Annotated in this window: 22 protein-coding genes; 6 read left to right on the forward strand and 16 right to left on the reverse strand. The window is 62.5% G+C overall.

Translation table 11 applies throughout. The features are described 5' to 3' along the window. Positions 1-92: 92 nt before the first annotated feature. The 4 genes from DMP07_RS01960 to DMP07_RS01975 form a co-directional block, all read right to left on the reverse strand. Entirely contained in the window at positions 93-2,495 is a 2,403-nt protein-coding gene (locus tag DMP07_RS01960) for a hypothetical protein (RefSeq protein WP_123197459.1), read from the reverse strand. A gap of 65 nt (positions 2,496-2,560) precedes the next feature. Next, a complete protein-coding gene (locus tag DMP07_RS01965) occupies positions 2,561-3,694 on the reverse strand; it encodes a type II toxin-antitoxin system HipA family toxin (protein ID WP_123197460.1) in 1,134 nt (377 codons plus the stop codon). Then, positions 3,695-3,991: a helix-turn-helix domain-containing protein gene (locus tag DMP07_RS01970; protein WP_123197461.1), complete on the reverse strand. Its 297-nt coding sequence runs from the start codon at positions 3,989-3,991 to the stop codon at positions 3,695-3,697. 600 nt (positions 3,992-4,591) lie between these two features. Next, a complete protein-coding gene (locus DMP07_RS01975; protein WP_123197462.1) occupies positions 4,592-5,206 on the reverse strand; it encodes a class I SAM-dependent methyltransferase in 615 nt (204 codons plus the stop codon). 438 nt (positions 5,207-5,644) lie between these two features. Here DMP07_RS01975 and DMP07_RS01980 point away from each other — a divergent pair, with 438 nt between their 5' ends. The 4 genes from DMP07_RS01980 (at position 5,645) to DMP07_RS08790 (ending at position 8,531) form a co-directional block, all read left to right on the forward strand. Beyond that, positions 5,645-7,486 carry an elongator complex protein 3 gene (locus tag DMP07_RS01980; protein ID WP_123197463.1) on the forward strand — a complete coding sequence of 614 codons (1,842 nt, stop codon included), beginning with the start codon at positions 5,645-5,647 and terminating at the stop codon, positions 7,484-7,486. Between the two features lie 43 nt (positions 7,487-7,529). Further along, a complete protein-coding gene (locus DMP07_RS01985; RefSeq protein WP_244594811.1) occupies positions 7,530-7,709 on the forward strand; it encodes a hypothetical protein in 180 nt (59 codons plus the stop codon). Positions 7,710-7,827: 118 nt separating this feature from the next. After that, entirely contained in the window at positions 7,828-8,367 is a 540-nt protein-coding gene (locus DMP07_RS01990; protein ID WP_161957001.1) for an LOG family protein, read from the forward strand. Beyond that, entirely contained in the window at positions 8,364-8,531 is a 168-nt protein-coding gene (locus DMP07_RS08790) for a hypothetical protein (protein WP_162843065.1), read from the forward strand. The genes DMP07_RS01990 and DMP07_RS08790 overlap by 4 nt, the downstream gene beginning before the upstream one ends. Before the next feature lie 128 nt (positions 8,532-8,659). Here DMP07_RS08790 and DMP07_RS01995 read toward each other — a convergent pair whose 3' ends face one another. The 4 genes from DMP07_RS01995 to DMP07_RS02010 all read right to left on the reverse strand — a co-directional run bounded on the left by DMP07_RS01995 (position 8,660) and on the right by DMP07_RS02010 (position 13,748). After that, entirely contained in the window at positions 8,660-9,022 is a 363-nt protein-coding gene (locus DMP07_RS01995) for a NifB/NifX family molybdenum-iron cluster-binding protein (RefSeq protein WP_244594812.1), read from the reverse strand. A gap of 324 nt (positions 9,023-9,346) precedes the next feature. Then, entirely contained in the window at positions 9,347-10,150 is an 804-nt protein-coding gene (locus DMP07_RS02000) for a plasmid pRiA4b ORF-3 family protein (RefSeq protein WP_161957002.1), read from the reverse strand. 392 nt (positions 10,151-10,542) lie between these two features. Beyond that, a complete protein-coding gene (locus DMP07_RS02005) occupies positions 10,543-12,048 on the reverse strand; it encodes an ATP-binding protein (RefSeq protein ID WP_123197467.1) in 1,506 nt (501 codons plus the stop codon). Further along, entirely contained in the window at positions 12,045-13,748 is a 1,704-nt protein-coding gene (locus DMP07_RS02010) for a vWA domain-containing protein (RefSeq protein WP_123197468.1), read from the reverse strand. Before DMP07_RS02010 ends, DMP07_RS02005 begins: the two co-directional genes overlap by 4 nt. A gap of 155 nt (positions 13,749-13,903) precedes the next feature. Between DMP07_RS02010 and DMP07_RS02015 the strand changes: the two genes are divergently transcribed. Beyond that, positions 13,904-15,544: a hypothetical protein gene (locus DMP07_RS02015; RefSeq protein ID WP_123197469.1), complete on the forward strand. Its 1,641-nt coding sequence runs from the start codon at positions 13,904-13,906 to the stop codon at positions 15,542-15,544. A gap of 200 nt (positions 15,545-15,744) precedes the next feature. Here DMP07_RS02015 and DMP07_RS08680 read toward each other — a convergent pair whose 3' ends face one another. The 4 genes from DMP07_RS08680 to DMP07_RS02030 all read right to left on the reverse strand — a co-directional run bounded on the left by DMP07_RS08680 (position 15,745) and on the right by DMP07_RS02030 (position 22,019). Continuing rightward, on the reverse strand, positions 15,745-16,368 hold the full coding sequence (locus DMP07_RS08680) for a glucosaminidase domain-containing protein (protein WP_148039624.1): 624 nt from the start codon (positions 16,366-16,368) through the stop codon (positions 15,745-15,747). Between the two features lie 37 nt (positions 16,369-16,405). Next, positions 16,406-16,891, reverse strand: coding sequence for a hypothetical protein (locus DMP07_RS08685; protein WP_148039625.1), 486 nt, complete (start codon positions 16,889-16,891; stop codon positions 16,406-16,408). Further along, positions 16,872-20,453 carry a transcription-repair coupling factor gene (gene mfd / locus DMP07_RS02025; protein ID WP_123197471.1) on the reverse strand — a complete coding sequence of 1,194 codons (3,582 nt, stop codon included), beginning with the start codon at positions 20,451-20,453 and terminating at the stop codon, positions 16,872-16,874. Before mfd ends, DMP07_RS08685 begins: the two co-directional genes overlap by 20 nt. 264 nt (positions 20,454-20,717) lie before the next feature. After that, a complete protein-coding gene (locus tag DMP07_RS02030; protein WP_123197472.1) occupies positions 20,718-22,019 on the reverse strand; it encodes a serpin family protein in 1,302 nt (433 codons plus the stop codon). Between the two features lie 139 nt (positions 22,020-22,158). Between DMP07_RS02030 and nth the strand changes: the two genes are divergently transcribed. Continuing rightward, on the forward strand, positions 22,159-22,821 hold the full coding sequence (gene nth, locus DMP07_RS02035) for an endonuclease III (protein ID WP_123197473.1): 663 nt from the start codon (positions 22,159-22,161) through the stop codon (positions 22,819-22,821). A 58-nt stretch (positions 22,822-22,879) separates the two neighbouring features. On the opposite strand, the gene coaBC is transcribed toward nth, so the two are convergent. The 4 genes from coaBC to DMP07_RS02055 form a co-directional block, all read right to left on the reverse strand. Further along, positions 22,880-23,425: a bifunctional phosphopantothenoylcysteine decarboxylase/phosphopantothenate--cysteine ligase CoaBC gene (gene coaBC / locus DMP07_RS02040; RefSeq protein ID WP_123197474.1), complete on the reverse strand. Its 546-nt coding sequence runs from the start codon at positions 23,423-23,425 to the stop codon at positions 22,880-22,882. A 186-nt stretch (positions 23,426-23,611) separates the two neighbouring features. Then, complete coding sequence (locus tag DMP07_RS02045) at positions 23,612-24,934, reverse strand: purine-cytosine permease family protein (RefSeq protein ID WP_244594813.1); 1,323 nt, start codon at positions 24,932-24,934, stop codon at positions 23,612-23,614. Between the two features lie 157 nt (positions 24,935-25,091). After that, complete coding sequence (locus DMP07_RS02050; RefSeq protein WP_123197475.1) at positions 25,092-25,433, reverse strand: AzlD domain-containing protein; 342 nt, start codon at positions 25,431-25,433, stop codon at positions 25,092-25,094. 1 nt (position 25,434) lies between these two features. Beyond that, positions 25,435-26,145: an AzlC family ABC transporter permease gene (locus tag DMP07_RS02055; protein WP_123197610.1), complete on the reverse strand. Its 711-nt coding sequence runs from the start codon at positions 26,143-26,145 to the stop codon at positions 25,435-25,437. Between the last annotated feature and the right edge of the window lie 116 nt (positions 26,146-26,261).

A 26,261-nucleotide genomic window follows, 5' to 3' on the forward strand; every position in this document is an offset into this window, starting at 1 on the left:
GCCTAGCCATCAGCCAACATATTATTCAGCCATAAAACTCGTACGTTGGTTTTATCCGCTATTGAGAAATCGGGCCGATTCAGTAAACCCCATCAGACATGCATCGCCTCGCTCGACGCGGCTTTCTTCTTGCGATTTTTTCTACCTTTCATCTCAATCGTTCTCGCAATCCTATTGCTACTGCGTTTGAGAAATTTTTGGCTGCGTTTGAGTATCTTGAGCATCTTTTTCGGACTGATTTCGTCCTTTTCAGCGGATTCATCGTTATCAACAGATGAATCTTCGGCAGCGATGCCGCGCTTGACCATTTCAATCTCAACGTCAAGTTCGATAATTCGCTGATTCAGCGCATCATGAACCTCCGCCACGGAAGCAAAATCGCCGTAACGCCCAATGAGCACCTCTTCGCAAAATGCAACCAATTTCGCGCATTCGTCCAAAACATGGCTCGAGCCAGTAGTAAGAGTCATGGACGCAACCGCAGATAAGCCCGAGCCGCCAACAGCTCCAAGCAGCGATCCGCCACCCACAATGAGCATAGTGCCCCCAGCCATACCCGCACCGCCAGCAGCCAAAGCACCTCCTCCCAGAAATGCAAGACTTGCGCTTGTAAGAGCCGCGCCGGAAAGTGCAGCCGTATTCGCGCCCAGCGACGCAGCAAGCGCGGGAGCAATGGCGGGCGCAAAATAAAAAGCCAGTCCTCCCGTTGTAGCAATGGCAACCACAACGCCCGCGCCTCCCACAATGCGCCTCGGTGCAGACCCATCCAATGCACTACGCCCTGAGTCCACTGATTTATTGAGCTTGGCCAATTCTTTTTTCGTCACAACAGAGCAACGCTCGCAAAGGACATCACCAAGATAATCGGACCCGATCTTCAACCCTTTGTACTTTTGCTTGCCGCTATCGGGCAGTGGTGCATAGGGTTTGAACCGAGAGGCTTCCATGACAACAAGCCAAACCCACGAATCATCATCGCCAGTAAAACGAGATATGGTTTCGTAAATTTTTTCATCATCAAGGAAATAGCCCGTATCAATCGACCATGCAAGGCCCACCGTATCGATGGTCAACGCACGCCATTCTTCGAGCCAAGCACGCTTTCGAGCCTTTCGCTTGTCATGCTTTTCAAGAACAATATCATAATCAACCATCCGATACATTAGCGAATGGAGAATGCGAGCCTTCTCGAAATCAAGCTTGAAGTGGTTGAGGTCGAACAAGTTTCGTTCATATAAATACTCCGCACCCTCACCCCTCTTATCTTCAAAGGACGTTCGAACATCCACAACACAGGCAATGACGAACGTAGCGACGCCTACGTAATTCACCCGCAAGAAAAACTCGGCAATTTCCCTTTTCTTTGCGGCGCGAACGGCCGCATCGGCAATATCCACCCCAATGAACACGCCACTTGATACAGAAATCATACGTCGCATTGCCGGCGTTCCCCAGGGAAGCACGTCTTCAATCGCTATGCGGCCAAGTTCTTTGGTGTTTTTGATATCGAGATCGCGAATTTCCCGCAAGGTTCTGCGGCAGAAATAAAACCCGCGCACAACGCATTGATTCACAAGCACGGGTATCGTCTGCCTACCCGCTTCCTCCAATACGCCAATCTCGGAACGCAAATCGAACTTCCGAGCGCTGCCCTTGATGATTTCGCCTTTTTCGTCATAGTCCGCGAACAGCGTTCCGTTGAAACTTTTCGACACCCAGAGACGAAAACCCATATCACCATCACTCGAGTTTTTGAAAAATGGCCATGCAGAAAATTCCTTCATGAGCGATACGAGGGGTCCAGGAATGCCAGTACCACCCATGAGGGAACCACTTGAGCCAGCCATATCGCTCAACATGTGAAAGAACCAGCCAATAACACCGAAGGCGATTTTTTCCTGGAAGTTTTTACCAATATATGCATGGTGCGATTCGGGCACGGACGCAATGCAAAGCCTTCCTTCCTTGTCGGTCCCAACAACCAAACCAGCGAACTGGGTAAAAATAGAGAAAAATATGCCGCTGATACTGAAGTGATGCGAAAAATCGCGCAAGTGATGCTGGAGTCCGCCGCCGAAATCGTTAGCATTGCCGTCCGCAGCAAACGGGTGGTTTTTCTCCAGCGCTTTTATTGCCCCACTTAACGTATCGCCCTTATAGCCTTCGGCTCTCGCAGCCTTTATAACAAACCGATTGACTTTGTCTTTTCCCCATTCGGTCGCACGGTCGAGCGAGAATTCCCCAACGTAAAAAGCGTCAATAAGACCAGCCAAAACACCACCGCTCGCGGCAACAATATAGTCAAGCTTGTCAGCCTTATCCACATGGGGTTCCCACTCAATGCGATCATCAAGAACTTCGGTAACGCCGACATGGGTGCCACCCGAATCGCCAGTCTCGCGCCCTGCGCTTCCTTCTCCGAGCAAGAGAGGCTTCTTCGGAAACGAGACTTCATACTGAATGAGCGGTTTTTCATCACTTGCATAGAAAGTCACGGGGCATTCCTTTCATTCGTCGTTTCCGCAGCAGCCACCCAACAGGAGCGTCAACAAAGCCACTGTTACAAGCCAGCAAGGTTTAACTTCGTTATTACCTCAATTACCTCCTGTGCGCGAAACTTGGAAATACCCGCCTCCGATGCAACCGCAAGCATATCCATATCAGAAATATCGCGACCCTTCCCATTAACCGTTGTCGCTCGCTCCCCGTTCATACCAGGATTGTCCGTCAGGTCATATGCTGGCGAAAGCGTCCATGCACCACACGAATCACAGATAAACGTGAAATTCTTTGAATGATCGTCTCTATTCCCGCATAGTACATTGAACACCATCAGCATGAACATGCGCTCGACTTCGGCCATGCTCCCCGTCAATTTAAGCGTCAATTGCATGAGCTGACCGTAGTCCAAATTAGGAATACGATGAGACGTTTCGAGAAGTGCCGCTGCAGATGCCATATAGACCTTCTCGATGCTTCCATCGGGCTTGCGAACTCGGTCGAAACGTTTTGTTGCGAAATAGCCGGCGCACTTCTCAGATGGCAACAAACGGACTTCGGGCATGACAATTCCGCATCGCTTCGCTGCAAGAGCTAACCTATACTCATCTTCACCTATACTTGCAGGATCGATTGACGAGGGGAATTTGACTATCCACTCCTCCCCATCGATTTCATAGAAGACCTTCGGGCGCGCACCGCCAGAAGAACCACCCATTGCAAACAACCCGTCCAAGTCCTTTGCATTTTGCGATGCGAGCACTGCGGAGCAGTCGGCCGCAATAGTGTCAAGGTCGGCATATGCCTCGGAGATCTCAATGTCAAAAGAAGGTCTATATTCAAGAGCGCCGGCGCCATTCGAACCGACAATTGCCAATCGCGCAAGATGGCCAATCTCGTGCGGACTCAAACCATGCCCTTTAAGCATCCTATCGACCAGGAGGCGACCCCATCCATCCGGCAAGCTGTCATCGAACACACCGAATAACCCATCCAAAGGATGGCGATTGGCGATGAACACTTCATTGCTCAAAGGAAGACTAAAAGGACTTATAGAATACCCATCTCGAAGCCAATCGCGTGTGTATTGAAACGCCGCCAATCCTTCTTGCGTCATCGACAAAACGCCAACATGTTCGCCATGCAGAAAAACGTCAAGCCTATCGATCTCGAAGCATTCTTTTGTAAAAACCATCTATCGCACCCGCCTTTGCGCTTTTCTCTCGGCAATCACCTCGTCAATTGACCTATATCCCCTTTTGGCGAAAAGCTCGTCGAAATCATTGGAACATCTGAAAACAAAGGAAACCGCCACCAAGGATTGAAACGCAATAAGCCCCTTTTGCTCGAAACGCTTATAAGACGCAAGCGACATGCCTGCCCTTTCGGCCACTTGCGCCTGTGTGAAGCCGAGCTCCTTACGGCGCTTTTTCACACGCTGCGCAACCTCGAGAACAATATCCTTGGGCATTTTTTGATTGATGTCTATCATGGCTAATATATTATCCTTTTTAATAGAATTCGGTCATTTTAGCTCATATATTAGCCTTATTTTTCACGTCATAGAAGCAAATGCCGATAAATGTGCATGACGATAGCAAGCAGATAATAACGATTGAAAAAGCCGTCACCGCCTGATTCGTCAACGAAAACGCCGAGCTCCCACACTGTGCTCCTCAAAATGAGAAAAGCCGGGGGAAACATCCCCAGCGCTTGAAAGCCTTCCTTTTCGGAAAACCGAAAATCTTATATCACGATTAATAGCAGAAAATCCGGCGAATGCAAAAGCAAACGGAGCCACTCATTGAACATTGCTCTTAGATGGTTTCGTATCCGCTCAAGAGGTTTATTTTCATAAAGACGCCCTCATCCTCTGCAGAATATGACCCATTGCCTCCATAAATCGCCGGCGTGACAACGCGGTCATTGCCAGCGTACTCCGCTTTGACAATGAAGACCTCGCCCGTTTCTTTGTGCTTAACGACTGTCAATTATCGTTTGCAATATGCGTCAGCGATGACATTGGAACTCGTAGTAACCTCCAAGTTCAAGAAAGACTACAAAAGGTAAAGAGCTGTTCGACGAATAAATCTTAGGCCTTCTGCAGCACCAAATACTTATTCATCGCACCAGTGCGGCCGTCGGCTTCGAAAGCGCCGATCAGGCGGGCTCGCGTTGATGCAGCGTTAACCAGGCGATCAACTTCCTCGTCGGAGAAATGGTGGCAGTAGCGCCAGGCGCCTTCGACGTTTTTCCAGCCCAGCAGATAATCACCTTCGTCAAACGCATCGGCCGCAAGACCGAGCGCTTCGCTTGCCTGTGCATGCGTCACATGGGCCTTTGCCGCCAACGTGGGGTTGTTCATGAACTGCCAGAGCGACACGGCCACGCATCCCCCAGGGCGTACCGCATCGATCAATCCGTCAAGCACGCGCACGCGCAAGTCGGCTCCCGGCACATGATGCAGAAAGCCGAACGACACGGCCATATCTGTCTGCGGCGCATGATGCAGCTCGTGCAACGGCGCGCCTGCAATCAAGCCGCCAACGATATCGGACGATTCGTAGATCACGGGAAACGTCAGGTCCCCGGCATCGGCTGCAAGCTCGTCGCAGCTGTCAACCACATACGCGCACACGTCCGCATACGGCAGAGCTTCCGCCAAATAGCGCTCGAAGCGCAGGTTGCCGCACGCCAAGTCGAACACAGAAAGGCCCCTGCGTAAATCCGCTTCAGCTGCGCATCGCGCGCCCCCGCTTGCACCCTCGTCAGGCGCCGTTTCGCCATGCGTTATTTTCCCCTCGGCACAATTCGCGCAAAACGTCTTCCCGCCCGATGCCGATGCTTTCAGGCAACCACCCTGTACGACACGAGAATTCGGCGGTATCGCCCCCGATGCGGGCACCATCAACGCACCGTTTGCCCCACTTGACCTCTGGAGCCCATCGCACGAAACACCGCCCGCAACGCCCAGCGCTTCGGCCACCACGGCCACGCAGCGCCGCCAACCATGCCACGGCGACGTGCGCGTCGCGGAAAACGACGCGGCTTGCGTGCGATAGAAATCGGACGTCACGTTGCAGAGTATTTCGGCGGTCTTCATATCCATAAGAATCGCCTGCGATTCTACGATAGACTTACCCACATGGATACTATTTTGCTTGAAATCATCGAAGAGATACGTCGCGGCGCCGACGTGGACCACAAGGTGCTCGCGCGCATCCTGCACGAACACAACCAGAATCGCACGCGCAACGAAGACCACTTCGCCAAAAAGCAGCTACTGCCCTATTACTTTGCGCTGAAAAACCGCTCGCCCGAAACGGTGGCGGCATGGGGTCTCGACGATGCCACCGAGCGCGCGCTGATCACGGCGCTGCAGATGAAGCCGCGCCGCACCGCATCGGGCGTGGCCACGATCACCGTGATCACCAAACCCTGGAGCTGCGGCAGCAACTGCCTGTACTGCCCCAATGACGTACGCATGCCGAAAAGCTACCTGCACGACGAACCCGCCTGCCAACGCGCCGAGCGCAACTGTTTCGACCCGTATCTGCAGGTGGCGTCACGCCTGCGCGCGCTCTACCAGATGGGCCACCCCATCGACAAGATCGAGCTGATTGTGCTGGGTGGCACCTGGACCGACTACCCCGCCGCCTACCAGACCTGGTTCATCGCCGAACTGTTCCGCGCGCTCAACGACGGCGTGGATGCCGTCGAACAGGTGGAAGCGCGCCGTGCCTTCTACGCCGACGCGGGTATCGCCTGCGACAACGCCTCGCTTGCCGCCTTCGCCCACGACGCCCAGCAGGCAATCGGCCAGGGCGCGTCGTTCAACACCGTGGTGCGCGCCCTGTATGCGAACCACGCAGGCTGGCAGCGCGCAGCCGCCATGCAAAGCGCGACGATCGAAGAGTTGGAGGCCCTGCAGCGCGAAAACGAGCAGGCGAACAGCCGCGTAGTAGGACTGGTTGTGGAAACGCGCCCCGACGCGATCGACGCGCGCACCTGCACCATGCTGCGCCGCTTCGGCTGCACCAAGGTGCAGATCGGCGTGCAGAGCCTGAACCCCGACGTGCTGGACGCCAACAACCGCCGCATCAGCCCCGGGCGCATCGCCGAGGCCTTCGCCTTGCTGCGCCTGTTCGGCTTCAAGATCCACGCGCATTTCATGGCCAACCTGTACGGTGCCACGCCCGCGGACGACAAGCGCGATTACGAAACCTTCGTGACCGACGCGCGCTATTTGCCCGACGAGGTGAAAATCTATCCCTGCGCGCTCGTGGACGGCACAGGCCTGGTGAAGCACTACGAAGACGGCAGCTGGCGCCCGTATTCCGAAGACGAGCTGATCGACGTGCTTTCGCACGACACGCTGATTACGCCGCCCTACATGCGCATCTCGCGCATGATCAGGGACATTTCGGCGAGCGACATCATGGCGGGCAACAAGAAGACCAACCTGCGCCAAATGGTGGAGCGCCACATCGAGCAGACCGGCCACAGCAGCCAGGTGTCCGACATCCGCTACCGCGAAATCAACAACCGCGCCACCGACACGGGCGGACTGTCGCTTCATATGGTGGAATACGGCACCTCCGTTTCGACCGAACGCTTCTTGCAGTGGGTCACGCCCGACAACCGCATCGCCGGGTTCTTGCGCCTGTCGCTGCCGAAGCCCGATGCCGTGGCCGCGCGCGACGGGCTGCCGATCGGCGAAGGCGAGGCCATGATCCGCGAGGTGCACGTGTACGGCGCCGCCGCCAAGCTGCACGCCACGAGCAAGGGCGCGCAGCATCTGGGCCTGGGCCGCACGCTGGTGGAAACCGCCTGCTCCATGGCGCGCGAGGCGGGCCATGGAGCCATCAACGTGATCAGCTCCGTGGGCACGCGCGAGTACTACCGCAAGCTGGGCTTCGCGGATGCGGGGCTATACCAGAAACGTACGCTTCCCGTACACGATAAAACATGCATCCCATCGCCATAGCCCCGCCATTCGAAACATGCGAAAAGATAGGAGACGAGCAATCATGGTCAGCGAAGCCCAGAAGAGAGCGGCCGCTAAATACAACCGCGAGAAAATGGTGCAGCGTGTCGTAAGGTTCAGCCCAAACGAACGCGACTTGCTCGCACATCTCGATGCGCAGCCGAACAAGGCAGGGTACCTTAAAGCGCTCATACGCGCCGACATGGAGCAAAGCCGTGAATAGCCAAAAGCATGCAGCGAATCTGGGAACGAGTTTCGCGCCAACGTGTCGACAATTGCTTTCGCCGAATTCCATGCGAAACGTTCAAGATGCCGAAAATAGTTCTTTACCAGGAGGTTTTATGAACATCTGCGTATTCTGCTCGTCGTCGAACAACCTTGACGACATCTACCTTGACGCCGCCGCGGCGCTCGGCCGCGCGATCGCCCGCCACGGACACACGCTGGTGTTCGGCGGCTACGACATGGGCCTCATGGGCGCCAGCGCCCGCGCCGCCGTGGAAGCGGGCGGCCGCGTGATCGGCATTACCACCGAAGGCCTGAGCGCCAAGGGCCGCGCCGTGGTGGCGGGCATCGAAGAGGAATGCACGACCGACCTGTCGGCGCGCAAAAAGCGCATGGTGGAGCTTTCCGACGCCTTCGTCACGCTGCCGGGCGGCCTTGGCACCTTCGACGAATTCTTCAGCGTGATTTCGCGCGTGAAGGCGGGCGAGCTGAACGCGCCCAGCGCCCTGCTCGATGTGGACGGCTTCTTCAAGCCGCTGGCCGCCCTGCTCGACGACGCCTACGCGCGCGGCCTGAACTCCTCGAACTGGCGCGCCGCCTGCGAAATCTTCGACGACGCCGAGGCGCTTGTGGCCTGGATCGAGAACGCGCGATGAGCGAGCATGCGAACGGCGGCCGCCCGCCGCTGCCTCCCCTGCCGAAGAAGCAGAACCTGAGCAAGCAATTCTTCGGCAGCGCGCACGCGTCCAAGGGCATCGGCCCCAATAAAGCGTGCGGCCACAAGGGCGGCATCCGCCGCCAGGGATCGAAGCGCGGCTAGGCCCGCGCCCCGATGCGCCCGAACATTTCCCGCACAACGAAACCGCCGCGCGGCATGGAGCCTGCGCGGCGGTTTTTTCGTTCGATGCTTCGCCCGATGCGCCGTGCGACCGGCGTCCGAAGCGGTTCTTAGTGATGGCACGCGTGCTCGGCGCCCATGACGGGAAGCTCTCCCGCCGCGGCGCGCTTGGCCACGTCGCCCACGCCCGGGGTTTCGGCGTCGTAGAACACCGTGATGCCCGCCTGAGCGAAGCCCTGCATGGGACGCATGCCCATGCCCGCCGCCACGATGGCATCGGCACCGGCGTCGGAGAGAATGCCCACCGGGCGCAGGCATCCGCCGCTTTCGTGCGGAGGATTGGCCACGATGGAGACCTCCTTGATTTCGCCGTCTTCGATATCGACCATCGTGAAGCAGTCGCTATGACCGAAATGACCCGAGCGAACCGCGTCCAAACCGCCCTCGCCCATAGAAGGAATTGCCAGCTTCATGCTTGCCACCACGCTTTCTGTTCGTCGTACCTGAGCTTTTCTGCCATGGTACTCCTTTTTGAGAGTGCGGCGGCATCATTTTTACCAGCGGCCGCAAGCGGGCCGCGAGCCCGCTGACGAAGGGTGCGGGCGCTCGAGCCGCCCGCAGCAAGAACCGGCCCCCGCCAACCGCGATCCGCGCGCGAACCGCACGAACGCCCCGCATAAGCCCAGGATGGCGACAGGTCCGCCCGCCTTCACGCGCAAGCCGCGCGCGAATCGACCGGGCGTCCCGACGCGTGCTTGCAGCTACGAAGCGGCGAACGCGTCGCTCCCTTGCAGGCGCTACTCCTGCGGCTTCTCCTGCGCGGGCTGCGCATTCTGCATGGCGCGCATGCCCACTTCGGCGCAGGCGTGCATGGACATCTTCTCGGCCAGCAGCATCTTGCAGAATTCGCGCAGGTCGGCCTCGTTGTCGGGCAGGATCTCTTTCTCGTAATCGTCGATCGTCTCGATCGCGTACGAGGCGTTCACGTCGAAGATGCTGAACTGCTCGGGATCGAAGCGCTCGCCCGCGCGCAGGCCCAGCCACTCGCGCGTCTCTCGATAGCGCGCGTCGAGCGGGTTGTCCAGCACACGGCAGAAATCGACGTAGCCCACCGTGCCGCCCACGCCTTCGGGAGGCGCCTGGCGCGCGCCGTCCAAGCACACCGGCATGAACGGGAACGCCGTTTCGTCATCGGCCGCCACGCGCTCGATTTCCACCTCGATTTCCCAATAGTCTTCCATATCGTAGAAAAACGACGCCTTATCGCCCGGCTTCATGAGCTCGCAGATTTTCTTGTCGTCGGCGCCCACGTGCACCTCGCCCTTCATGCGCGGCATGACGGCATTGCGCTCCATGAGCAGCGGATCGTCCAAGAACATGCTGCCCTTGTGGAAATAGAAGCCGTATTCGCCGCTCCAGTCGAAGGCGCCCAGCACCGCATCGCCCAGCATGAAGAACGTGTCGTCGGCGGGAATGAGGAAGCGGCGCCAGATGGCAGGCTCGATATAGAGCAACGTCGCCTTCACCTGGAAGACGCTTTTCGAGAAATCGAGCGCGCCCGCTGCTTTCGACGCGGGGAATTGGAACACGTTATCGGCCATGGCCGTCCTTTCTTCGCGAAACAAGCCAGTTCGTGCATCTTTTTTGCAGTTGACGGTCTTTAAAGGGCCGATTTTCGAGGCCGCGGCCTTCCGGGGGCCCATCAATTCATTTCCGACCTGGCATTATGCTGACAACAATAAAGCGCAGCCGGCGAAAAAGACCGCCAACTGCATATTTCGTGCGCGAATCGTCAAAAAACCGACGCGAGGGGCCCGCAGGCCGCCGATGCGCCCGATTTCATCCGAAAGACGATCGCCTCGCGCCCTTCGGGACGAATTTTACGTTGGGATGCTCAGACATGGGAGGCGCCGCCGCAAGCGTAGGCAGCCCGCGGCCGCCCCCCCCCTATTCGCCATCGTTCGAATGCGAACGACCTCTTGGCATCGAACGGTTAACGCGCGTCGGCGGCCTGCATCGCGCGCTCCTGCAGCGCGGCGGCGCGCTCTTCGAGCATCAGATCGCGGCTGTGCGCGGCATAGCTTTCCGAGCCGTAGCGGCCGATGAACGCGACCACCGATGCATCCGCGGAGATATCCGTGGTGAACAGCAGCGTCTCCTTGCCGATGCCGAACGCCTCGTCCAAAAACGCATAGGCGCTATCGAGCCCGCGCTGCGCGGCCGCCACCGCTTCGTCGAGCTGCTGCGCATACGCGCCGAAGCGGGCCTTGGCCTGGTCGAGAGCGACAGGCGCCGCCTCGTCGGCGATGGCGCGCAGGAAACGCGCGGCCGTCATGAGCGACGAGCCCTCGTCGGTGGACATAAGCCTGCTTTCGCGGCCCTCCTTCGCGCGGGCATCGTAATCAATCGCCGCGGCCGAACACGCCGCGCGAACGTCGGCGGCGTCGGCCAGGCCGCCTTCGCAATGCTGCGCGACCTGCTTGACGGCCGCGAAGGCCAAGTCGGTGGCGGCGTCTTGCAGCATCACGGCATGCAGGCGCCCCGCAAGCGAGCTGGACAAAAGCCCCACCAGCGCCACGCGCTCATCGAACGGCGCCGCCTTGGCGCGCTCGACTACGCGGGCCTCGGCGCTTCCTTCCAAAATCGCGTCGATCTGATAATCGGAGCGGTACTTGTTGAACAGGTCGTAATACACCGCGAAGCGCTTGGCCGTGCGCGCGTCCTGCACGTACTGGGCGATCAGGCGCTCGGTCACGGGAATGCCGCGCGCCTCGTAGACGCGCATCACGCGCGACAGGTCGTCCCAGCCGCGGGCCGTGACGAACGCCTTGCCGTCGAGCGTGGCCTCGATGTGGTAGAAATCGGAGGTCTCCGCATCCAGGTACGCGATGATCGCCGGATGCACGCGCGATGCGAGCGCGTAGGCCTTCCACGCCTCGTAATCGGGCTCGACGTCGATACGCTTGAGGCGGTCCCATGTGGCCACGTCGAAATCATGCGTGCTGCGGTTGTATTCGGACGGGTTGCCGGCCGTGACCACCACCCAGCCCTGCGGCACCTGGTGGCGTCCGAACACCTTGTACTGCAGGAACTGCAGAATGGCGGGCGTGAGCGTTTCCGAGACGCAGTTGATTTCGTCCAAAAACAGAATGCCTTCCCGCCTGCCCGTTTCGGCCATGGCCTCATAGACCGACGCGATGATTTCGCTCATGGTGTATTCGGACACGCTGAACGTCTCGCCCTCGAAGGAGCGCTCGGCGATGTAAGGCAGGCCCAGGGCGCTTTGGCGCGTGTGGTGCGTCATGGAATAGCTCACCAGGCCGATGCCCATTTCGCGCGCCACCTGCTCCATGATGGCGGTCTTGCCCACGCCGGGCGCGCCGATCAGAAACAGCGGGCGCTGTCGCTCGATCGGAATGAGATACGAACCGTTTTCGTCTTCGGCCAAATACACCTCGACCGCACGTGCCACTTCTTCTTTCGCCTGGCGGATGTTCATCGCATGCCCTCCTCATTGCCTTTGCGGAATTCCCCTGAACCGATCTTGACGCGCAACGCCCATGGAGGAACGTCGGGCTCTTCGATATATGCCTCGTCGGTCAGCACGAACGCCACGTCGTAGCGCGGCTTCATGCGCGGATACGCCCCCTGCCCGTCGGTGAAGTACAACAGGCCTTTCAAGTGCGCCAGTTCGCCCGCGTCCATCAGGTCGTCGATATAGGAGAACACGGGGCGGAAATCCGTGCCGCCGAAGCCTTTCAGCTCCAGCCCGTCGGCCCAAGCGCGCGCGTCGGCGCGGCTCGCGATGCGCGCGACGTCTTGGATCTGCGCGTCGCACTGGATCAGATACAGGTTGAGCGCGTCGGAGAACAGGCCGGCGTCTTCCAAAATGTCGCAGGTGCGCTCGACGAAGGCGGCCACCGTGTCGCCCTTGGTGGAGGCCGACGTGTCGATCGCGATCACGAAATCGCGGATGCGGCCGTCGTCGGCGTATTCCAGCGGCTCGATCAGGGGCATGTTGCCGTAGCGCACCAGCCCGTAGCAGTAATACACGTAGTCGAATTCTTCATCGTTGACGGCCATCTGCTCGTCGCGCGACACGAATCGGCGCAGGAATTCGCCGTAATCGACCCGCTCTGTGTTGGAGCGCTTGAGCGCCATGGAGAATTCGCCGCCGAACGCGCCCCAGAGCTGGGAGAAATCGTCGAGCGCCACGTCGGCGCGCAACGAAATCTCGCGCCAGTGCGTCTGCATGGCCTCGTTGAACGAATCGGTGGGCAAAGGCCGCGTGCGCTGCTGCGGCTCGGGCGCGCCCATGGCCGCCACGTCGGGCGACGGGATGCCGCCCGCGCCGTAGCACGATTCGGCCGCCTTGAGCGCATCGACGCGCGCGGCGGATGCGTAGGAAAGCATCATGGAGGCCAGTGCGTCGTCGGCGAACTCGGGCGCGGCGTCGTTCGCGTCGCGCATGCCCTCGTCGGGGGCTTCGTCGCGGACGTCTTCGTCGTCGGCGCGGGCGTCTTTGCCGCGCGCGTTCGCCTGAGGGCCGCCTTCGGCTTCGGGCTGCGGGAACAGAGCGTCGGAGCCGCCTTCCGCCGCGGGCTGCGCGTCGCGGGCGGCCGTGCCGCGCAGCCAGAGCGCGTGGTCGTCCACGAAGAAGGCGCGGCGCAGATCGATCGCCTCTTCGTCGGTCATGCCGTCGTCGGCGAAGCGGTAGTACAGCGATTCGGCCGTGATGAACGGCATGTCGGCGCACAGGCGCGCGCAGGCCGGCTCCTGATACGCCGCGCGGCGGCATGATATTTCAGAAAGCCCCAGGTCGTTCATGCAGCTTTCCACCGCCACGTCGCACGCCAGGTCCCACAGCGCCGGGCGGAACGCGGCGTTCGAGAACGGATGGCGGAACAGGCAATGCAGCGTCATGTGCAAGACGTCGCGCGAAAGGCGCGCGGGCTCTTCGGAAAACGCGCGCACCGTGCGCTCGGGGTCGTAATAGATCGCCGCGCCGTCGGTGGCGAACAGCGAGCCGGGCGCGGGCGTGCACGCGAGCCGCGAGAGCGCGGGTTCGAGAAAGCGCAACGCCACCAGAAGCGTTTCTTTCGCGTAATCGAGCAGTTCGCAGGAAAGCTCCGCGTAGCGGCCGTCCGTCGCGGCCGTTTCTTCGACGCGTTCGCGCGCGTCGCCGTTGCCAAGCGCCATACCCGCCGTCCTTCTTGTGAAACCACCTTGTCGAGGGCATCATAGCGCAACGAAGCATCGCTGAAGAGCGCGCCGGCAAAGGCCCCGAAACGTCATGAGTGCGTTACCATGGTCGCGTCCGGCATTCGCCCGCATCCACGCGTAGGGAGGACCACATGAACGACGCCATGCGCGAAGCGCTTTCCGACATTCTGTTCTTCGACGACGCCACGCCCATCGACGAGCTGGCGCGCCGTTGCGCCGAGCCGCTGCATCTGAGCGGCGAAGCGGCCGCGGCGCTGACGGGCGAAGGCAGGCCGTTCGCCCTGTGGCCCGAGCCCGACGGATGCGCGCTTTTGGCGGCCGACCTGCATTCGCTCGCGCGCGATGCGGGGCTGCCCGATGCGGGCCTTATCTTGCGCCTGCCGGCGACGATCTGCGGCACGCCCTTGGTGCGCATCACGGCCGACGCCTTCCGCCCGTGGCTTTCCTACGGCATCGGGCTGCGGCTGCTGGCACTGCCCGAAGGCATGCGCGAGACCGCCGACCGCTCGCTTTCGCCCCTGTGCTTCGAGAACCTGGCCATACCTTCGACCCTCGAGCGCTTCGGCGCGCGCCCCGTGCAGTGGAGCAAGCTCACGCGCTACCCCGACGGCGTGCGATACCTGGTGCATCCCGACAACCCCGCGCTGTTCGCCGAAGACGGTTCGCTGTATTCGCGCGACGGCGAAACGCTGATAGCGCAGGCCTACCCGTACGGCGAATGCGTCGAGGTGCGCCCGGGCGTGCGATGCATCAGGCAGGACGCGTTTCTGCACACCCCCAACCCGCCGCGGCGCATCGTGTGCCCCGACAGCCTGGAGGAGGCGCGCGACGACATAGACCCCGCCCTTCTGTGGATCAGAAGCAACCACGGCGCGTTCGCGCGCGTACTGAAAGAGACGGGGCGCAGGGCGGTTTCTCCCGCCTATAAAATCGTGGACGGCGACGTGTACGATTTCGACGACGAGGGCGCGCTGCTCGTGGCCACGGCGTCCGAGAAAACGACGGCCGTGACGCCCGATGCCGTGGAAGGCGTGCCGCTCGTGCGCATCGGACGGCGCGCGCTTGCGCCGCAAGCGACGGCGGTGGTCATATCATCGCAGGTGAAAGACATCGAAGACGGCAATATCTGCGAAGGCGCCGAAAAGATCGCGCTAGGCGAGAACGTCAGGCGGATCGGCCGCGAATGCTTCATGCATGCGGCGGAAGGCTGCGTCGCGCGCATCCCGCGCAGCGTGGAATGCATCGGCGAGCGATCGTTTTCGGGCGGATGGGTGCGCTTCGACGCGCTCGACACCGCGGCCTATATTCCCGCAGGCGTGCGCGGGCTTTTCAGCCCGACGGCCTATCGCGACGGCGGCGCGGCGGGCATCGAGCTTGCAGGCGAGGGCGCTTCCGACGAATCATGCTTCGCGGTTCCCTTCGACATGCGCGCCTACGACGAGCTGCTTGCGGGCGAGCGCGCGTTTCTGACCAAGACCCAGGCGCTTGTCGAACGCTTGGCCGGAAAAGCCCCGCTCCAAGACGACGCGGCGGCATCGTTTGCGCGCCAGCTGGAGAAAAACGCCGAAGCCGCCTGCACGCTGATCGCCGAACGCCGTTCGCGCCGGGCGATCGAGCGGCTCGCCGACGCGGGCTTCTACGAAGACGAGCAGCGCTTCTTGTTCCAGTGCGAGCAGCTTCGCAGGGCGCACGCCGCCGAAGCGCTGGGATGCCTGATGCAGCGCCGCGAAGCCGCGGCTCCGGCGAAGCCCTCCGACCGGTTCGCGTTCTAACGCGACGGGCCAGCGCATCGGTGCGAAGCGACGCTTGACGCGCGGCGGCACCGCGTAAGCATCGGCCCCCGAAAAACGAAGCCTCCCATTTCTCGGGCAAGAGAAATGAGAGGCTTCTTTATGCCGGGAAAACGCTATGCAGCGTCGGACCGAGCCGGCGCGCCGTCAGACTATACGAAAAGAAGCGGCGGCCGAGCCGCCTACGAGTCGAAGCGATACAGGTCGTAGCGGTCCATGACCGTCACCAGGTGCTCGGCATACGCGCTGTCGGTGGCCCAGCCCGCATCCTGCAGCCCCCATGCCATCAGCGCCGAGTTGCGGGTTTCGACGGCGCGGCGGATCGTGGGGTTGTCGGCGTAGGTGGACGATTGCAGAAAGACGCTCGACCGGAACTCGATGCATGCCTTCTTCGATTCGAACCGGATGAAGGAATCCTTGATCGCAACCGTTTTGCCGTCGTATTCCTCGTTGGTGCCCCACTGCACCGGTCCCACCACGCCGTGCTTGCCCGCGAACGCATCCACCCACTTCATGCCGAAGAGGTTGTTGTCGCGCTCCGCGAGCACCGAAAGCGCGCTGCCCTGGCCGCTTTCCTGGATGATCTGCGCGATCGTGCAGCCGGCCGGATGGCCGTATTCGTGCTGCATGGCGCGCGCCGTGTCGATCATCTCGTCGGTGATGTAGACGGGCAGGCCGTCGGCACGCTGCGTGACGGGCGCGTTCGACTGCGCCGAAAACGCGCTTGCGGCGATGAACGCCGCCGCCACGATCACGAAGAGCACCGTGGCGAAGCGCACCAGATACGAGCGCGTGAACGCCCGCACGCCGCGGCGCACGAAGCCGCCCGAGGAACGCGTTCGCTCAGGCGCCGCCTTGGCCGGCTGCGCCTTTTTGGCGGCCGAAGCGCCCTTTGCGCCGCCGGACGTTTTCGAACGCGCGGTCTGCCGCGCCGACGAAGCGGTCGTTTTGGAGGGCGCCTTGGACGCGGGCTTCGAGGCCGACGCCTTCGCGCCCGTCGTTTTCGAAGCAGCCGGCTTCGCAGACGCGGCCTTGGATGCGCGCAGCTTCGACGCAGCGGCCTTCGTCGCGGGCGCTTTGGCAGACGCGCCCGCCCTGCCGCGCGAAGCCTTGCCGGACGACGCCCTGCCCGACGAAGACCCGGCCTGCGACGCCTTTCCCGATGACGCCCTGCCGGCCGCAGCCTTCGAAGCCGCTCCGCCCCGCTTCGGCGCGGGCGACCCGGCCGCCTTCGATGCGGCGGCCGAGCGCCCGCCGCCCGTCGTGGCGCTCATGCGCGCCGTCCCGGCGCGCGACTGCCTTTGCGCGCTCATCGGGCCTTCCCCGCACGCGACGCCGCGCCTTCGGCCAAATCGCGCAGCAAGCCTTCGACGGCTTCGATCAGGCTGTCGTCTTCGCCCAGATCGAAATACTTCACGGGCACGGACAGCTTGGCCGTCTGCGCCACATAGCGGGCGCCGTAGCGGCGCAGCGGGGTGAGCGCATCGCGGCCCACCTCGATCGGCTCGATCGTCACCTTGCCCGCCGACGCGCTGATCAGCTTCACGCCGTGCTCGGACGCCCAGGCGCGCAGGCGCGATTTCGCGAACATGTTCTTGCACGCCTGCGGCATGGCGCCGTAGCGCTGCTCGGTCTGTTCGAGCAGCTCGTCCACGGTTTCGGGCACCTCGGCGCACGCGAGCTTGCGATACAGCAGCACGCGCTCGTCGGCATCGGGAACGTATTCCTCGGGGATATACGTATGCACCGGCATGTTCACCGTGATGTCGGACAGCGCAGGCGGCAGGCCCTCGCCCGCATCGGGCTTGCCTTCGCGGGCGTCGGAAACCGCCTGGCTGAGCATCTGGGCGAACAGGTCGAAGCCCACGCCGCTCATGTTGCCGCTCTGCTCGGCGCCCAATAGGCTGCCGGCGCCGCGGATTTCAAGGTCGCGCATGGCCACGCGCATGCCGCTTCCCAGGTCGCGATGCTCGTTGATCGCGTCCAGGCGCGCCATGGCCTCTTCGGTCAGGCTGATGTTTTCGGGGAACATGAAGTAAGCGTAGGCCTGCTGCGAGCTGCGGCCCACGCGCCCCTTGAGCTGATACATCTGCGCCAGGCCCAGACGCTGCGAGTCTTCGATGATCAGCGTGTTGGTGTGCGGGTTGTCGATGCCGCTTTCGATGATCGTAGTGGCCACCAGCACGTCGATCGCGCCGGCGGAGAAATCCTCCATCACGCGCTCGAGCTCTTCTTTGCTCATCTTGCCGTGCGCCACGCCCACGCGCGCCTCGGCCGCCGCCGAGCCCACGCGCTCGACGGCTTCGTCGATCGTGCGCACGCGGTTGCTCACGTAATACACCTGGCCGCCGCGGTTGAGCTCGCGCCTGATGGCGTCGCTCACCACGTCGACGTCCCACTCGCCCACATGCACGTCCACCGGGCGGCGGTTGTCGGGCGGCGTCAGGATCAGGCTCATGTCGCGCACGCCTGACAGGCCCATCTGCATGGTGCGCGGAATGGGCGTGGCCGACAGCGTCAGCACGTCGATCTGCTCGCGCAGGTTCTTCATCTGTTCTTTGTGCGCCACGCCGAAGCGCTGCTCCTCGTCGATGATGACCAGGCCCAGATCGCGCGGGTTCACGTCGCGCGACAGCAGGCGATGCGTGCCCACGAGCACCTGCACCGACCCGTCGGCGAAGCCCTTGAGCGCAAGCTTCTGCTCGGCGGGGCTGCGGAAGCGCGACAGCACCTCCACCTTCACGTCGAAGGGGTCGAAGCGGTCTTTGAACGTGGTGTAGTGCTGCTGCGCCAGAATGGTGGTCGGGCACAGCACCATGACCTGCTTGTTGTCCTGCGTGGCCTTGAACGCGGCGCGCAACGCCACCTCGGTCTTGCCGAAGCCCACGTCGCCGCAGACCAGGCGGTCCATCGGCTTGGACGATTGCATGTCGGCCTTCACCTCGGCGATCGCCGCCAGCTGGTCGGGCGTCTCTTCGTAGGGAAACGCCTCTTCCATCTCGCGCTGCCAGGGCGTGTCGGGCGCATAGCGGAAGCCCTGCACGCTCGCGCGGCGCGTGTAGACATCAACCAGGTCGAAGGCGAGCTGCTTGGTGGCCTTGCGGGCCTTCGACAGCGCGCGCGACCAGTCGCTCGTGTTCAGGCGCGTGCAGCGCGGGCTGGACCCCTCGGGGCCGACGTAGCGCGTCACGCGGTCGAGCTGCTCGACGGGAACGAACAGCTTGTCGCCTTCGGCGTATTCCAGAAGAAGGTAATCGCGCATCATGCCGCCGACGTCTTGGCGCACGAGGTCTTTGAACAACGCCACGCCGTGCGCGGCATGCACCACGTAATCGCCCGGGGCGAACGGGAAGGTGACCTCGGTCATGTCCACGCGGCGGCGGCCCCTGATCTGGGACGTGCGTCCCTGCGTGTCGTGCACCGACACCAGGCCGAGCTTGGCCTTGGGCACGATCATGCCCAGAGGAATGTCCACGTCCACCACGTTCACCACGCCGCGCTTGAGCTTGCGCACGTCACGATGCCAGCCCGCGTGGTCGGACCCCGAACGCACCGACGCGCGGCCGTGCGCGCGGCGGGGCCCATCGGAAGGCGCATCGTCATTCGGTTCGGCCGGCTCGTCGAGGATTTCCACCACGGGCAGCGCGTTATCTACCAGCAGCAGCTTCATATCGCGGCGGGCGCGCACGTCGGGCACGCTGAACGCCACGGTGTAGCGCTGGTCGACCAGCGAGCGCAGGCGCCCGATGAGCTTTTCGGCGCTGCCCGCCACCTCGGTGCGCTTGACCGGCAGCTGGTCGTCCACCATGCCGCCCACCTGCATGATCGACGAAAGCGTATAGCGCTGCGCCGACCCGAAATCGAGCGCGGCGGGCGCGATGTAGAGCCCGTCCGGCACGATATGGCTTCCCTTCGCGCGCTCGCAGGCGTCTTCGTAGGCGCGCGACGCGTCGTCGAAGATACTGCGCGGCTCGCTCAGCACCACGAGCGCGTCTTCGGCGGCATACGCGCACAGCGATTCGGTTTTGGCATACAGCAGCGGAAGCAGCGCGTCGGCCCCCGGGAAATCGGAGCCGCCCTGCAGGTTGCCGAAAAGCTCGCGCCAGACGGGGTCGCTTTCGGCGCGTTTGGCCGCCACGGGCACGGCGCGGGCGAGCGCCTTCTTGCTCAGGCGGTATTCACGCACAGGATACACGTCCACCTGAGGAAGCGACATGATGGTCTGACCCGTCGAGGGCACGATACGCCTGATTTCGTCCACTTCGTCGCCGAAGAAATCGATGCGCACGGGATACGGCGTATCGCCCGGGAACACGTCGAGCGTGCCGCCGCGCACGCAGAAGGTGCCGGGGCCTTCGAGCGCGTCGCCCGTGTTCTGGAACCCGCGCGCCACCAGGCCTTGGGCCATCGATTCGAAATCGAGCGCCTCGCCCGTCCCGGCGTCGAAGGCCTCCTGCTCGGGGCGGATCGAGATGGGCGCGAACACGCGGGCCGCATGCGGCGGCAGCGCGCGCACGATCGAGGCGGCCGATGCCACGACCACCTTGCGCGCGCCCGACTGCACGGCCCAGGCGGCGCTTGTCCTGCGGGCGATGAAGCGAGCGTCAGGCTGCTTGGGCGCGAAGGGGTGGTCGGCGCGGGCGGGAAACGCCGCCACGCGTTCGTCGCCCAGGTAGGCGGCCACGCTGCGCGCGAAGCCCTCCACCGCGTCTTCGCCCGGCAGCACCACCAGCATGGGCTGGGGCTTGGCCGCGAAACGCGCCGCCACGACGAACGGACGCGCCGAAGCGGCCACGGCCAACGCGGCGTCTTGGCCCGCATCGAGCTTGGCGTACACCTCGGCGAGGGCCCCGTTTTCCTCAATGGCTGCAGCAAGCGCGTCGATCAGCATAAGACTCCTTTTCGGGCGCGGCGCGGAAAGCACCGTAAGCGCAAACACGACAAGGCCGCAAGCGGCCTTGTTCGATGGATCGGATGATGACTCGTTCGATTATAGCAAACGATTGTTCGTAAATAACGGCATGCGCGCGCATGCGAAGAAAGCCTCCGCATCAAGCGGAGCCGGGCGGCGCGAGGCCGCGAAGCCGAGGCGCCCGGAACGGCCGATGCAGGATCGAAGCCGCCCCCCCCGGAGCGGCCGGCGCGACCGAAGCGCTTACACGGCAGGGTCTTCCACCACGCCGACGAACAGCGGCGCGCCTTCGGGAGAGACGATCGCGAACAAAAACGGCCTGTCGCACACGAAATCGAGATGCGCGTCGGGCGGCATGGGCATCGACATGGCGGAAACGCCCGCCATGGTGTAGGCGGCCGCCTCGGCGCCCTCTTCGTCGATCGACACGCAGGCGCCGTGGCGGATGCTCGACAGATACGCCGGCACGGATGTCATGGCGGAAAAATCGGCGCGGTCGGAAAACGGCAGCTCGAGGCCCATGGAACGCAGCGCGTCGATAAGCTGGAGCTCGGCGTCGAAGGAGAACTGCGGAATGCGATAGGTTATCTCGGCGTCGGCGTTATCGGCGTCGAACAGCGCCGATGCGGCCAACGCCTCGTCGGCCAGGATATCGGAGGGCGACGCGCCCTCGTCGGGCAGCACGAACAGCATCCGCGCGCCGCCGTTGAAATACAGGCTCGCGCGCGTGAACCCTTCGCCGTCGAGATAGGAGCCTTCGGCGGTGCGCTCCATGAAGCGGGCCTTCGTCTGGCCCGCCGCCGCGTGAAAGACGTCTTCGGCCGTCTGCTCGGCATCGAAGGCGCTCGCCCACGACCCCTTGAAGCGCATGGCGCTCACCAGCGCGGCGAGCCAATCGGCGTCGGTCTGCACCTGGGGCGCCAGCAGGCCGCCCGTCTTGTCGGCAATCCACGACGAAATGGCCGCGTCCACTTCCTTCGTGCCGAAATCGGCCTCGTAGGCCGAGGCCAGAAGGTCGTCGCGCGCCACGTCCAGATACGCCTTCTCGAACGGCACGTCGGCGGCGGTCCACACGGAGTTCGCCATGCTCATCTCGCACATCGGGTTGGCCTGCAGGGCCAGGGCCAAGTCGCGGCAAGCAGCGCGGGCGGCGTCGGAATCGTCCGTGCGCAGGAAGTCGTAGAGCTCGGCGCGCGTGTCGCCCGCGGCGCCCGCGGCGGCGAGCGAAAGCGCGTAATACAGGCTCAGCGGCGCATAGACGGCGTTTTCTCCCGCTGCGCGGTTTTCCAAAACGCCCGAGGCAGTATGCGTCGTGAAGGCCTCGAGCGATGCCACCACGGCCTCGCCGACCACAGGGGCCGACGCCCTGTCGAGCTCTTCGCCTTCGCCATGCTCGACGACGGCGGGCTCGGCCAGCACGCGCACCCCCTGCGCCTTCATCGCGGCGGAATCGTCGGCGCATCCGGCAAGCATGCCGCCCGCAAGCGATGCCGCCAGCAGGACGGATGCCGTCGCAGCCGCGAAGCGCGGCCTGGGCTTTTCCATAATCGGCCCCTTTCGGTCGAATCGGTTTTCGCGATGATACCCCGGCGCGCCGAACCGCGCAAAGCGGGCGCCGCGCACGGCGATGCCCTACAATGCACGACGAACGAATCTTTCCGGCTCGACACATAAGGAGCATGCCATGCCGCGCGAAAACCTCACGCAGAAACGCGAGCGCGCCGCCGAGATAGAGCGGCGCCTTTTCGAACGCTACGGCGAGGGCGAGTGCTCGCTCGACCATAGCGATCCTTTCACCCTGACCATCGCCGTGATCTTGTCGGCGCAGTGCACCGACGCCGCCGTGAACAAGGTGACGCCCGAGCTGTTCGCCCGCTTCGGCACGCCCGAGGCCATGGCGCACGCGAAGGTCGCCGATATCGAGGCGATCATCCATCCTTTGGGCTTCTTCCGCTCGAAGGCCAAAAACATCGTGGCCTGCGCGCAAACCGTGCTGACCGATTTCGGGGGCGAGATCCCCAACGATATCGACGCGCTGCAGACGCTGCCGGGCGTCGGGCGCAAGACCGCCAACGTGGTGATGTGCCAGGCGTTTCGCAACCCGCAGGGCATCGCGGTGGACACGCACGTCTTCCGCATCGCGCACCGCCTGGGCTTCGCCACGCGCAACGACGACACGCCGCAGAAGACCGAAGGCAAGCTGCTGAAGATCTACCCGCAAAGCGATTGGCTGTTCATCAACCATCAGTGGGTGCACTTCGGCCGCGACACCTGCAGCGCCCGCAACCCGAAGTGCGACCGCTGCCCCTTGGCCGACCTGTGCCCCACCTGCGGCAAGCACGCATAGCGAAGGGGCCCCGCGGGGCCCCTTCTCATAACCGATTGAACAGCGCGGGCTCGAAAACCTACGCCTGCGGGCCGAGCGCCTTCGCGATCGCGTCGACGATTTCATCGACCGGCGACAGCGTGCCGCGGGCCACGTCGCCGCATGCGAGCTTGCCAACGCCCGGGCCCACCAGCGAAATGCCGCGCTCTTCGAGCGTGCGCAGGTTGGCCTGCGTGGACGGGTTCTCGTACATATGGGTGTTCATGGCCGGGCACACGATCACCGGGCACGTGGCGGCCAGAAACGTGGAGGACACCATGTCGTCGGCGATGCCGTGCGCGATCTTGGCGATGATGTTGGCCGTGGCGGGCGCGACGCACATGAGGTCGGCCTCCTGCGCCAGCGTGATATGCTTGATCGACGCGTCGTAGCTGTAATCGAACGTATCGGTATACACCATGCGGCCCGAAAGCGCCTCGAACGTCAGCGGGGTGACGAACTTCGTGGCGTTCTCGGTCATGATGACCTGCACTTCCACTCCCAGCTTATTGAGCCTGCTCACGATATCGCAGGCCTTGTAGGCGGCAATGCCGCCGGATACGGCAAGAAGAACGCGTTTGGCCATAGAAGATGCCTTCCTTTCCTCGCAAGAATCCTCAGCAGTATACCCCGCCCCACGAAAAAGCCCGCCTTCCTCGACGAGAAAAGCGGGCTTGCACATGATGCGAGGACGAGCCGTCGCACGCCGCGAAACGAAGCCGGAAATGCCCGGACGTCCGTTTCGCGCGATTGGCGGAAGCGCCGAAACTCGCTACAGAACCTGGTCGGTTTCCTGGAACTTCACCACGTCGACCTTCTTCACGGAAGCATAGGCTTTCATGGCGATCCAATACACCACGCCTGCGAAGATCAGCGAGTTCAGGCCGGGAATGCCGATCGAGAAGATGCTGCTCGCCTCGCCGACGGCGAAGGCCGCGACCCAAACGGCGATAGTGACGGGGTTCCACTTCTCCACGGTCTTGGGAAGCTGGCCTTCGGCGCGCGTCTTCTCAAGATCGGCCCTGTTACGCTTGAGCAGGTAGTAATCGACCACCATGATGCCGGCGACGGGCGGAATGGCCACGCCGAGCAGCGTGAGGAAGTCGGTGAAGTAGTTGATGATGCCGATCATGGAGAGCACGGTACCCACGATACCGAGGACCCAGGTCATGATGGAGCGGTTCACTTTCACGTTGAACAGCGCGTTGATCATGGTGGCCATACCGAGGCCCGACGAGTACAGGTTGATGTCGTTGAGCTTGACGGTGGACGCCACGACGATGATCACGCCCAGCACGCCGGAGGTGGCCATCATGATGTCGGTCACGTTGTTGGTGCCGGTGGCGTGGGCCAGGATGACGGCGATGAGGTTCATGCCGAGCTCGCCCAGGAAGGTGCCGATGAGCGTCATCCAGAACACCTGGGTGCCGTTCTTCAGGTAACGGGCATAGTCAGGCGTGCAGATGGCGCCTGCGATGAAGCCGCCGGCGACCATGGTGGTGGCGGCGCCGAAGGACAGCGCGGGGCCGGGATGCGGGGAGTTCAGGAACTCCATGAGGCTGTGGTCCTGAAGCACGATGGCCGCAGACGCGATGACCGCGACGATGAACAGCGGAACGAACACGGCCGCGAAACGGGCGATCCACTTGATGCCCGCCACGACGAGCAGCGTGATGCCGAGGCCCGTGATCAGCGCCCAGATCGGGAAGTTCAGCATGCCGGTGATGTTGAGCATTCCTTCGGCGAACACGGAGTTCTGCACGCCGAACCAGCCCACCATGGAAATGGCCACGACGCCGCCCAGCACGGCGGAGCCCATCTTGCCCAAGCCCGCCCAGCGGGACAGCAGGCTCGTGGAGAGGCCTTCGCGCGCGGCGGCGGTGCCGAGCGCCCAGCTGACGATCTGCAGCAAGACCGAGCCGAGCATGGTTGCCCAGAACGCGCCCCAGAACGTCATGCCGTAGCCGAGCGCCGCGCCCAAAACAAGCTGGGACACGCAGCAGATGGCGCCGATGCGGATCATGAGGATCTGCCACAGCGGCTGCTTCGCGCCTTCGGGAATGCGGGATAGCGAGAAGTCGTTGTCGTTGGTCACGATGACTGCCCTCTTTTCGTTTTCGTATTCGTACCCTTACAGAAGAATGGCCATGCACGCGCGCACGCATTGCATGACCATTCTCATTTTGAATGTCAAATACTATTATACTCTGTCGCATTAAAGCGTCAAAGCATTTTCGAAAACCGGTCGAAAGCTAAGGAAGAAGCGCCGGGCCGTAGGTGAGCACCGCAAGCGAGCACACTCCCACCAGGATGCACCACGCCAGAGATTTGGTCTTGACGCCCACGGCCACGACCGCCGCGGCGGCGATCAGCGGTGCGAGCCACGACCATACGTCGCCCGATGCGATCTTGGCCGGGTCGAACAGATCGTTGGCCACGAGCGCGGCGAATGCCGCGGGCGGGATGAAGTTGAGCGCGCGCACCATGGTTTCGGGGAGCTGCTTGCCCTTCAGCAGAAACACCGGCAGCACGCGGCAGGCAAGCATGGTCAGGGCGCATACCCCGAACACGATGAGGAAATCGGAAACCGGCATGCTACGCCCCCACCCTGATATCGGAATCTTCCTTCGTGCCCGTCTTCAGGCTGAACGCCAGCGCGGCGCCGACGCCTACGAGGGCGCCGATCAAAATGGCGGGGCCTGCAAGGCCGATGCACTTGCACACGATCACGCCGATCATGGCGCTTACCGCGGCAACCGCGTTGGCGGGCGTGATCTTCTGCATGCACAGCAGGCAGATGAACAGGGCCGTCATGGCGAAGGAGGCCAAAGCCGTGGGCAGCGAGACGGCGGAGCCCACCAGCGCGCCCGCCACGTTGGACAGAAGCCAGGCGCTTTGCGAGAACAGGTTCACCGCCAATGCCGAGCCGACCGACCATTCGCCGTTGATGAAACGGGCCAGATTCACGCCGAAGCTTTCGTCGGTGACGGTGGCTCCGAAGAAGAACGCGAGGCGCTTGCGGCAGACTCCGCAGAATTGCGAAAGCGACGCGCCGTAGAGCATCTGGCGCGTGTTGACGAGCGAGACGCTGGCGATGATCGCGGTGAGCGGATTGCCCGCCATGTACATGTTGGGAATCATATATTGGCCGGCGCCCGAGTAGAACAGCGCGCACATGAGCGCGACCATCCACACGTCCATGCCGGCGGTGGCGCACAGAATGCCGCAGGGAATGCCCAGCACGACATAGCCCGCCATGATGGGCAGGGCCGTCTTGAAGGAATCTTTCAGCATTTCTTTGCGCATAACGCCCACCATTATACGGAGAGAGCGCATAAAAACCAGATGCTTTCTCACGGCAGAGCGAAAAAGCGGCGGCGGACGGAATAGGGCGTCCGTCCGCGCTTCGGAAACGGCCGCAC

It is taken from the genome of Slackia faecicanis (genome assembly GCF_003725295.1).
Lineage (GTDB): Bacteria > Actinomycetota > Coriobacteriia > Coriobacteriales > Eggerthellaceae > Slackia > Slackia faecicanis.

Excerpts from the sequence above, each read along its gene's own strand:
- DMP07_RS01965 (WP_123197460.1), bottom strand. The coding sequence starts at position 3,694 with ATGGTTTTTACAAAAGAATGCTTCGAGATCGATAGGCTTGACGTTTTT.
- DMP07_RS01970 (WP_123197461.1), bottom strand. The coding sequence starts at position 3,991 with ATGATAGACATCAATCAAAAAATGCCCAAGGATATTGTTCTCGAGGTT.
- DMP07_RS01980 (WP_123197463.1), top strand. The coding sequence starts at position 5,645 with ATGGATACTATTTTGCTTGAAATCATCGAAGAGATACGTCGCGGCGCC.
- DMP07_RS01985 (WP_244594811.1), top strand. The coding sequence starts at position 7,530 with ATGGTCAGCGAAGCCCAGAAGAGAGCGGCCGCTAAATACAACCGCGAG.
- DMP07_RS01990 (WP_161957001.1), top strand. The coding sequence starts at position 7,828 with ATGAACATCTGCGTATTCTGCTCGTCGTCGAACAACCTTGACGACATC.
- DMP07_RS08790 (WP_162843065.1), top strand. The coding sequence starts at position 8,364 with ATGAGCGAGCATGCGAACGGCGGCCGCCCGCCGCTGCCTCCCCTGCCG.
- DMP07_RS01995 (WP_244594812.1), bottom strand. The coding sequence starts at position 9,022 with ATGAAGCTGGCAATTCCTTCTATGGGCGAGGGCGGTTTGGACGCGGTT.
- DMP07_RS02000 (WP_161957002.1), bottom strand. The coding sequence starts at position 10,150 with ATGGCCGATAACGTGTTCCAATTCCCCGCGTCGAAAGCAGCGGGCGCG.
- DMP07_RS02005 (WP_123197467.1), bottom strand. The coding sequence starts at position 12,048 with ATGAACATCCGCCAGGCGAAAGAAGAAGTGGCACGTGCGGTCGAGGTG.
- DMP07_RS02010 (WP_123197468.1), bottom strand. The coding sequence starts at position 13,748 with ATGGCGCTTGGCAACGGCGACGCGCGCGAACGCGTCGAAGAAACGGCC.
- DMP07_RS02015 (WP_123197469.1), top strand. The coding sequence starts at position 13,904 with ATGAACGACGCCATGCGCGAAGCGCTTTCCGACATTCTGTTCTTCGAC.
- mfd (WP_123197471.1), bottom strand. The coding sequence starts at position 20,453 with ATGCTGATCGACGCGCTTGCTGCAGCCATTGAGGAAAACGGGGCCCTC.
- DMP07_RS02030 (WP_123197472.1), bottom strand. The coding sequence starts at position 22,019 with ATGGAAAAGCCCAGGCCGCGCTTCGCGGCTGCGACGGCATCCGTCCTG.
- nth (WP_123197473.1), top strand. The coding sequence starts at position 22,159 with ATGCCGCGCGAAAACCTCACGCAGAAACGCGAGCGCGCCGCCGAGATA.
- coaBC (WP_123197474.1), bottom strand. The coding sequence starts at position 23,425 with ATGGCCAAACGCGTTCTTCTTGCCGTATCCGGCGGCATTGCCGCCTAC.
- DMP07_RS02050 (WP_123197475.1), bottom strand. The coding sequence starts at position 25,433 with ATGCCGGTTTCCGATTTCCTCATCGTGTTCGGGGTATGCGCCCTGACC.
- DMP07_RS02055 (WP_123197610.1), bottom strand. The coding sequence starts at position 26,145 with ATGCGCAAAGAAATGCTGAAAGATTCCTTCAAGACGGCCCTGCCCATC.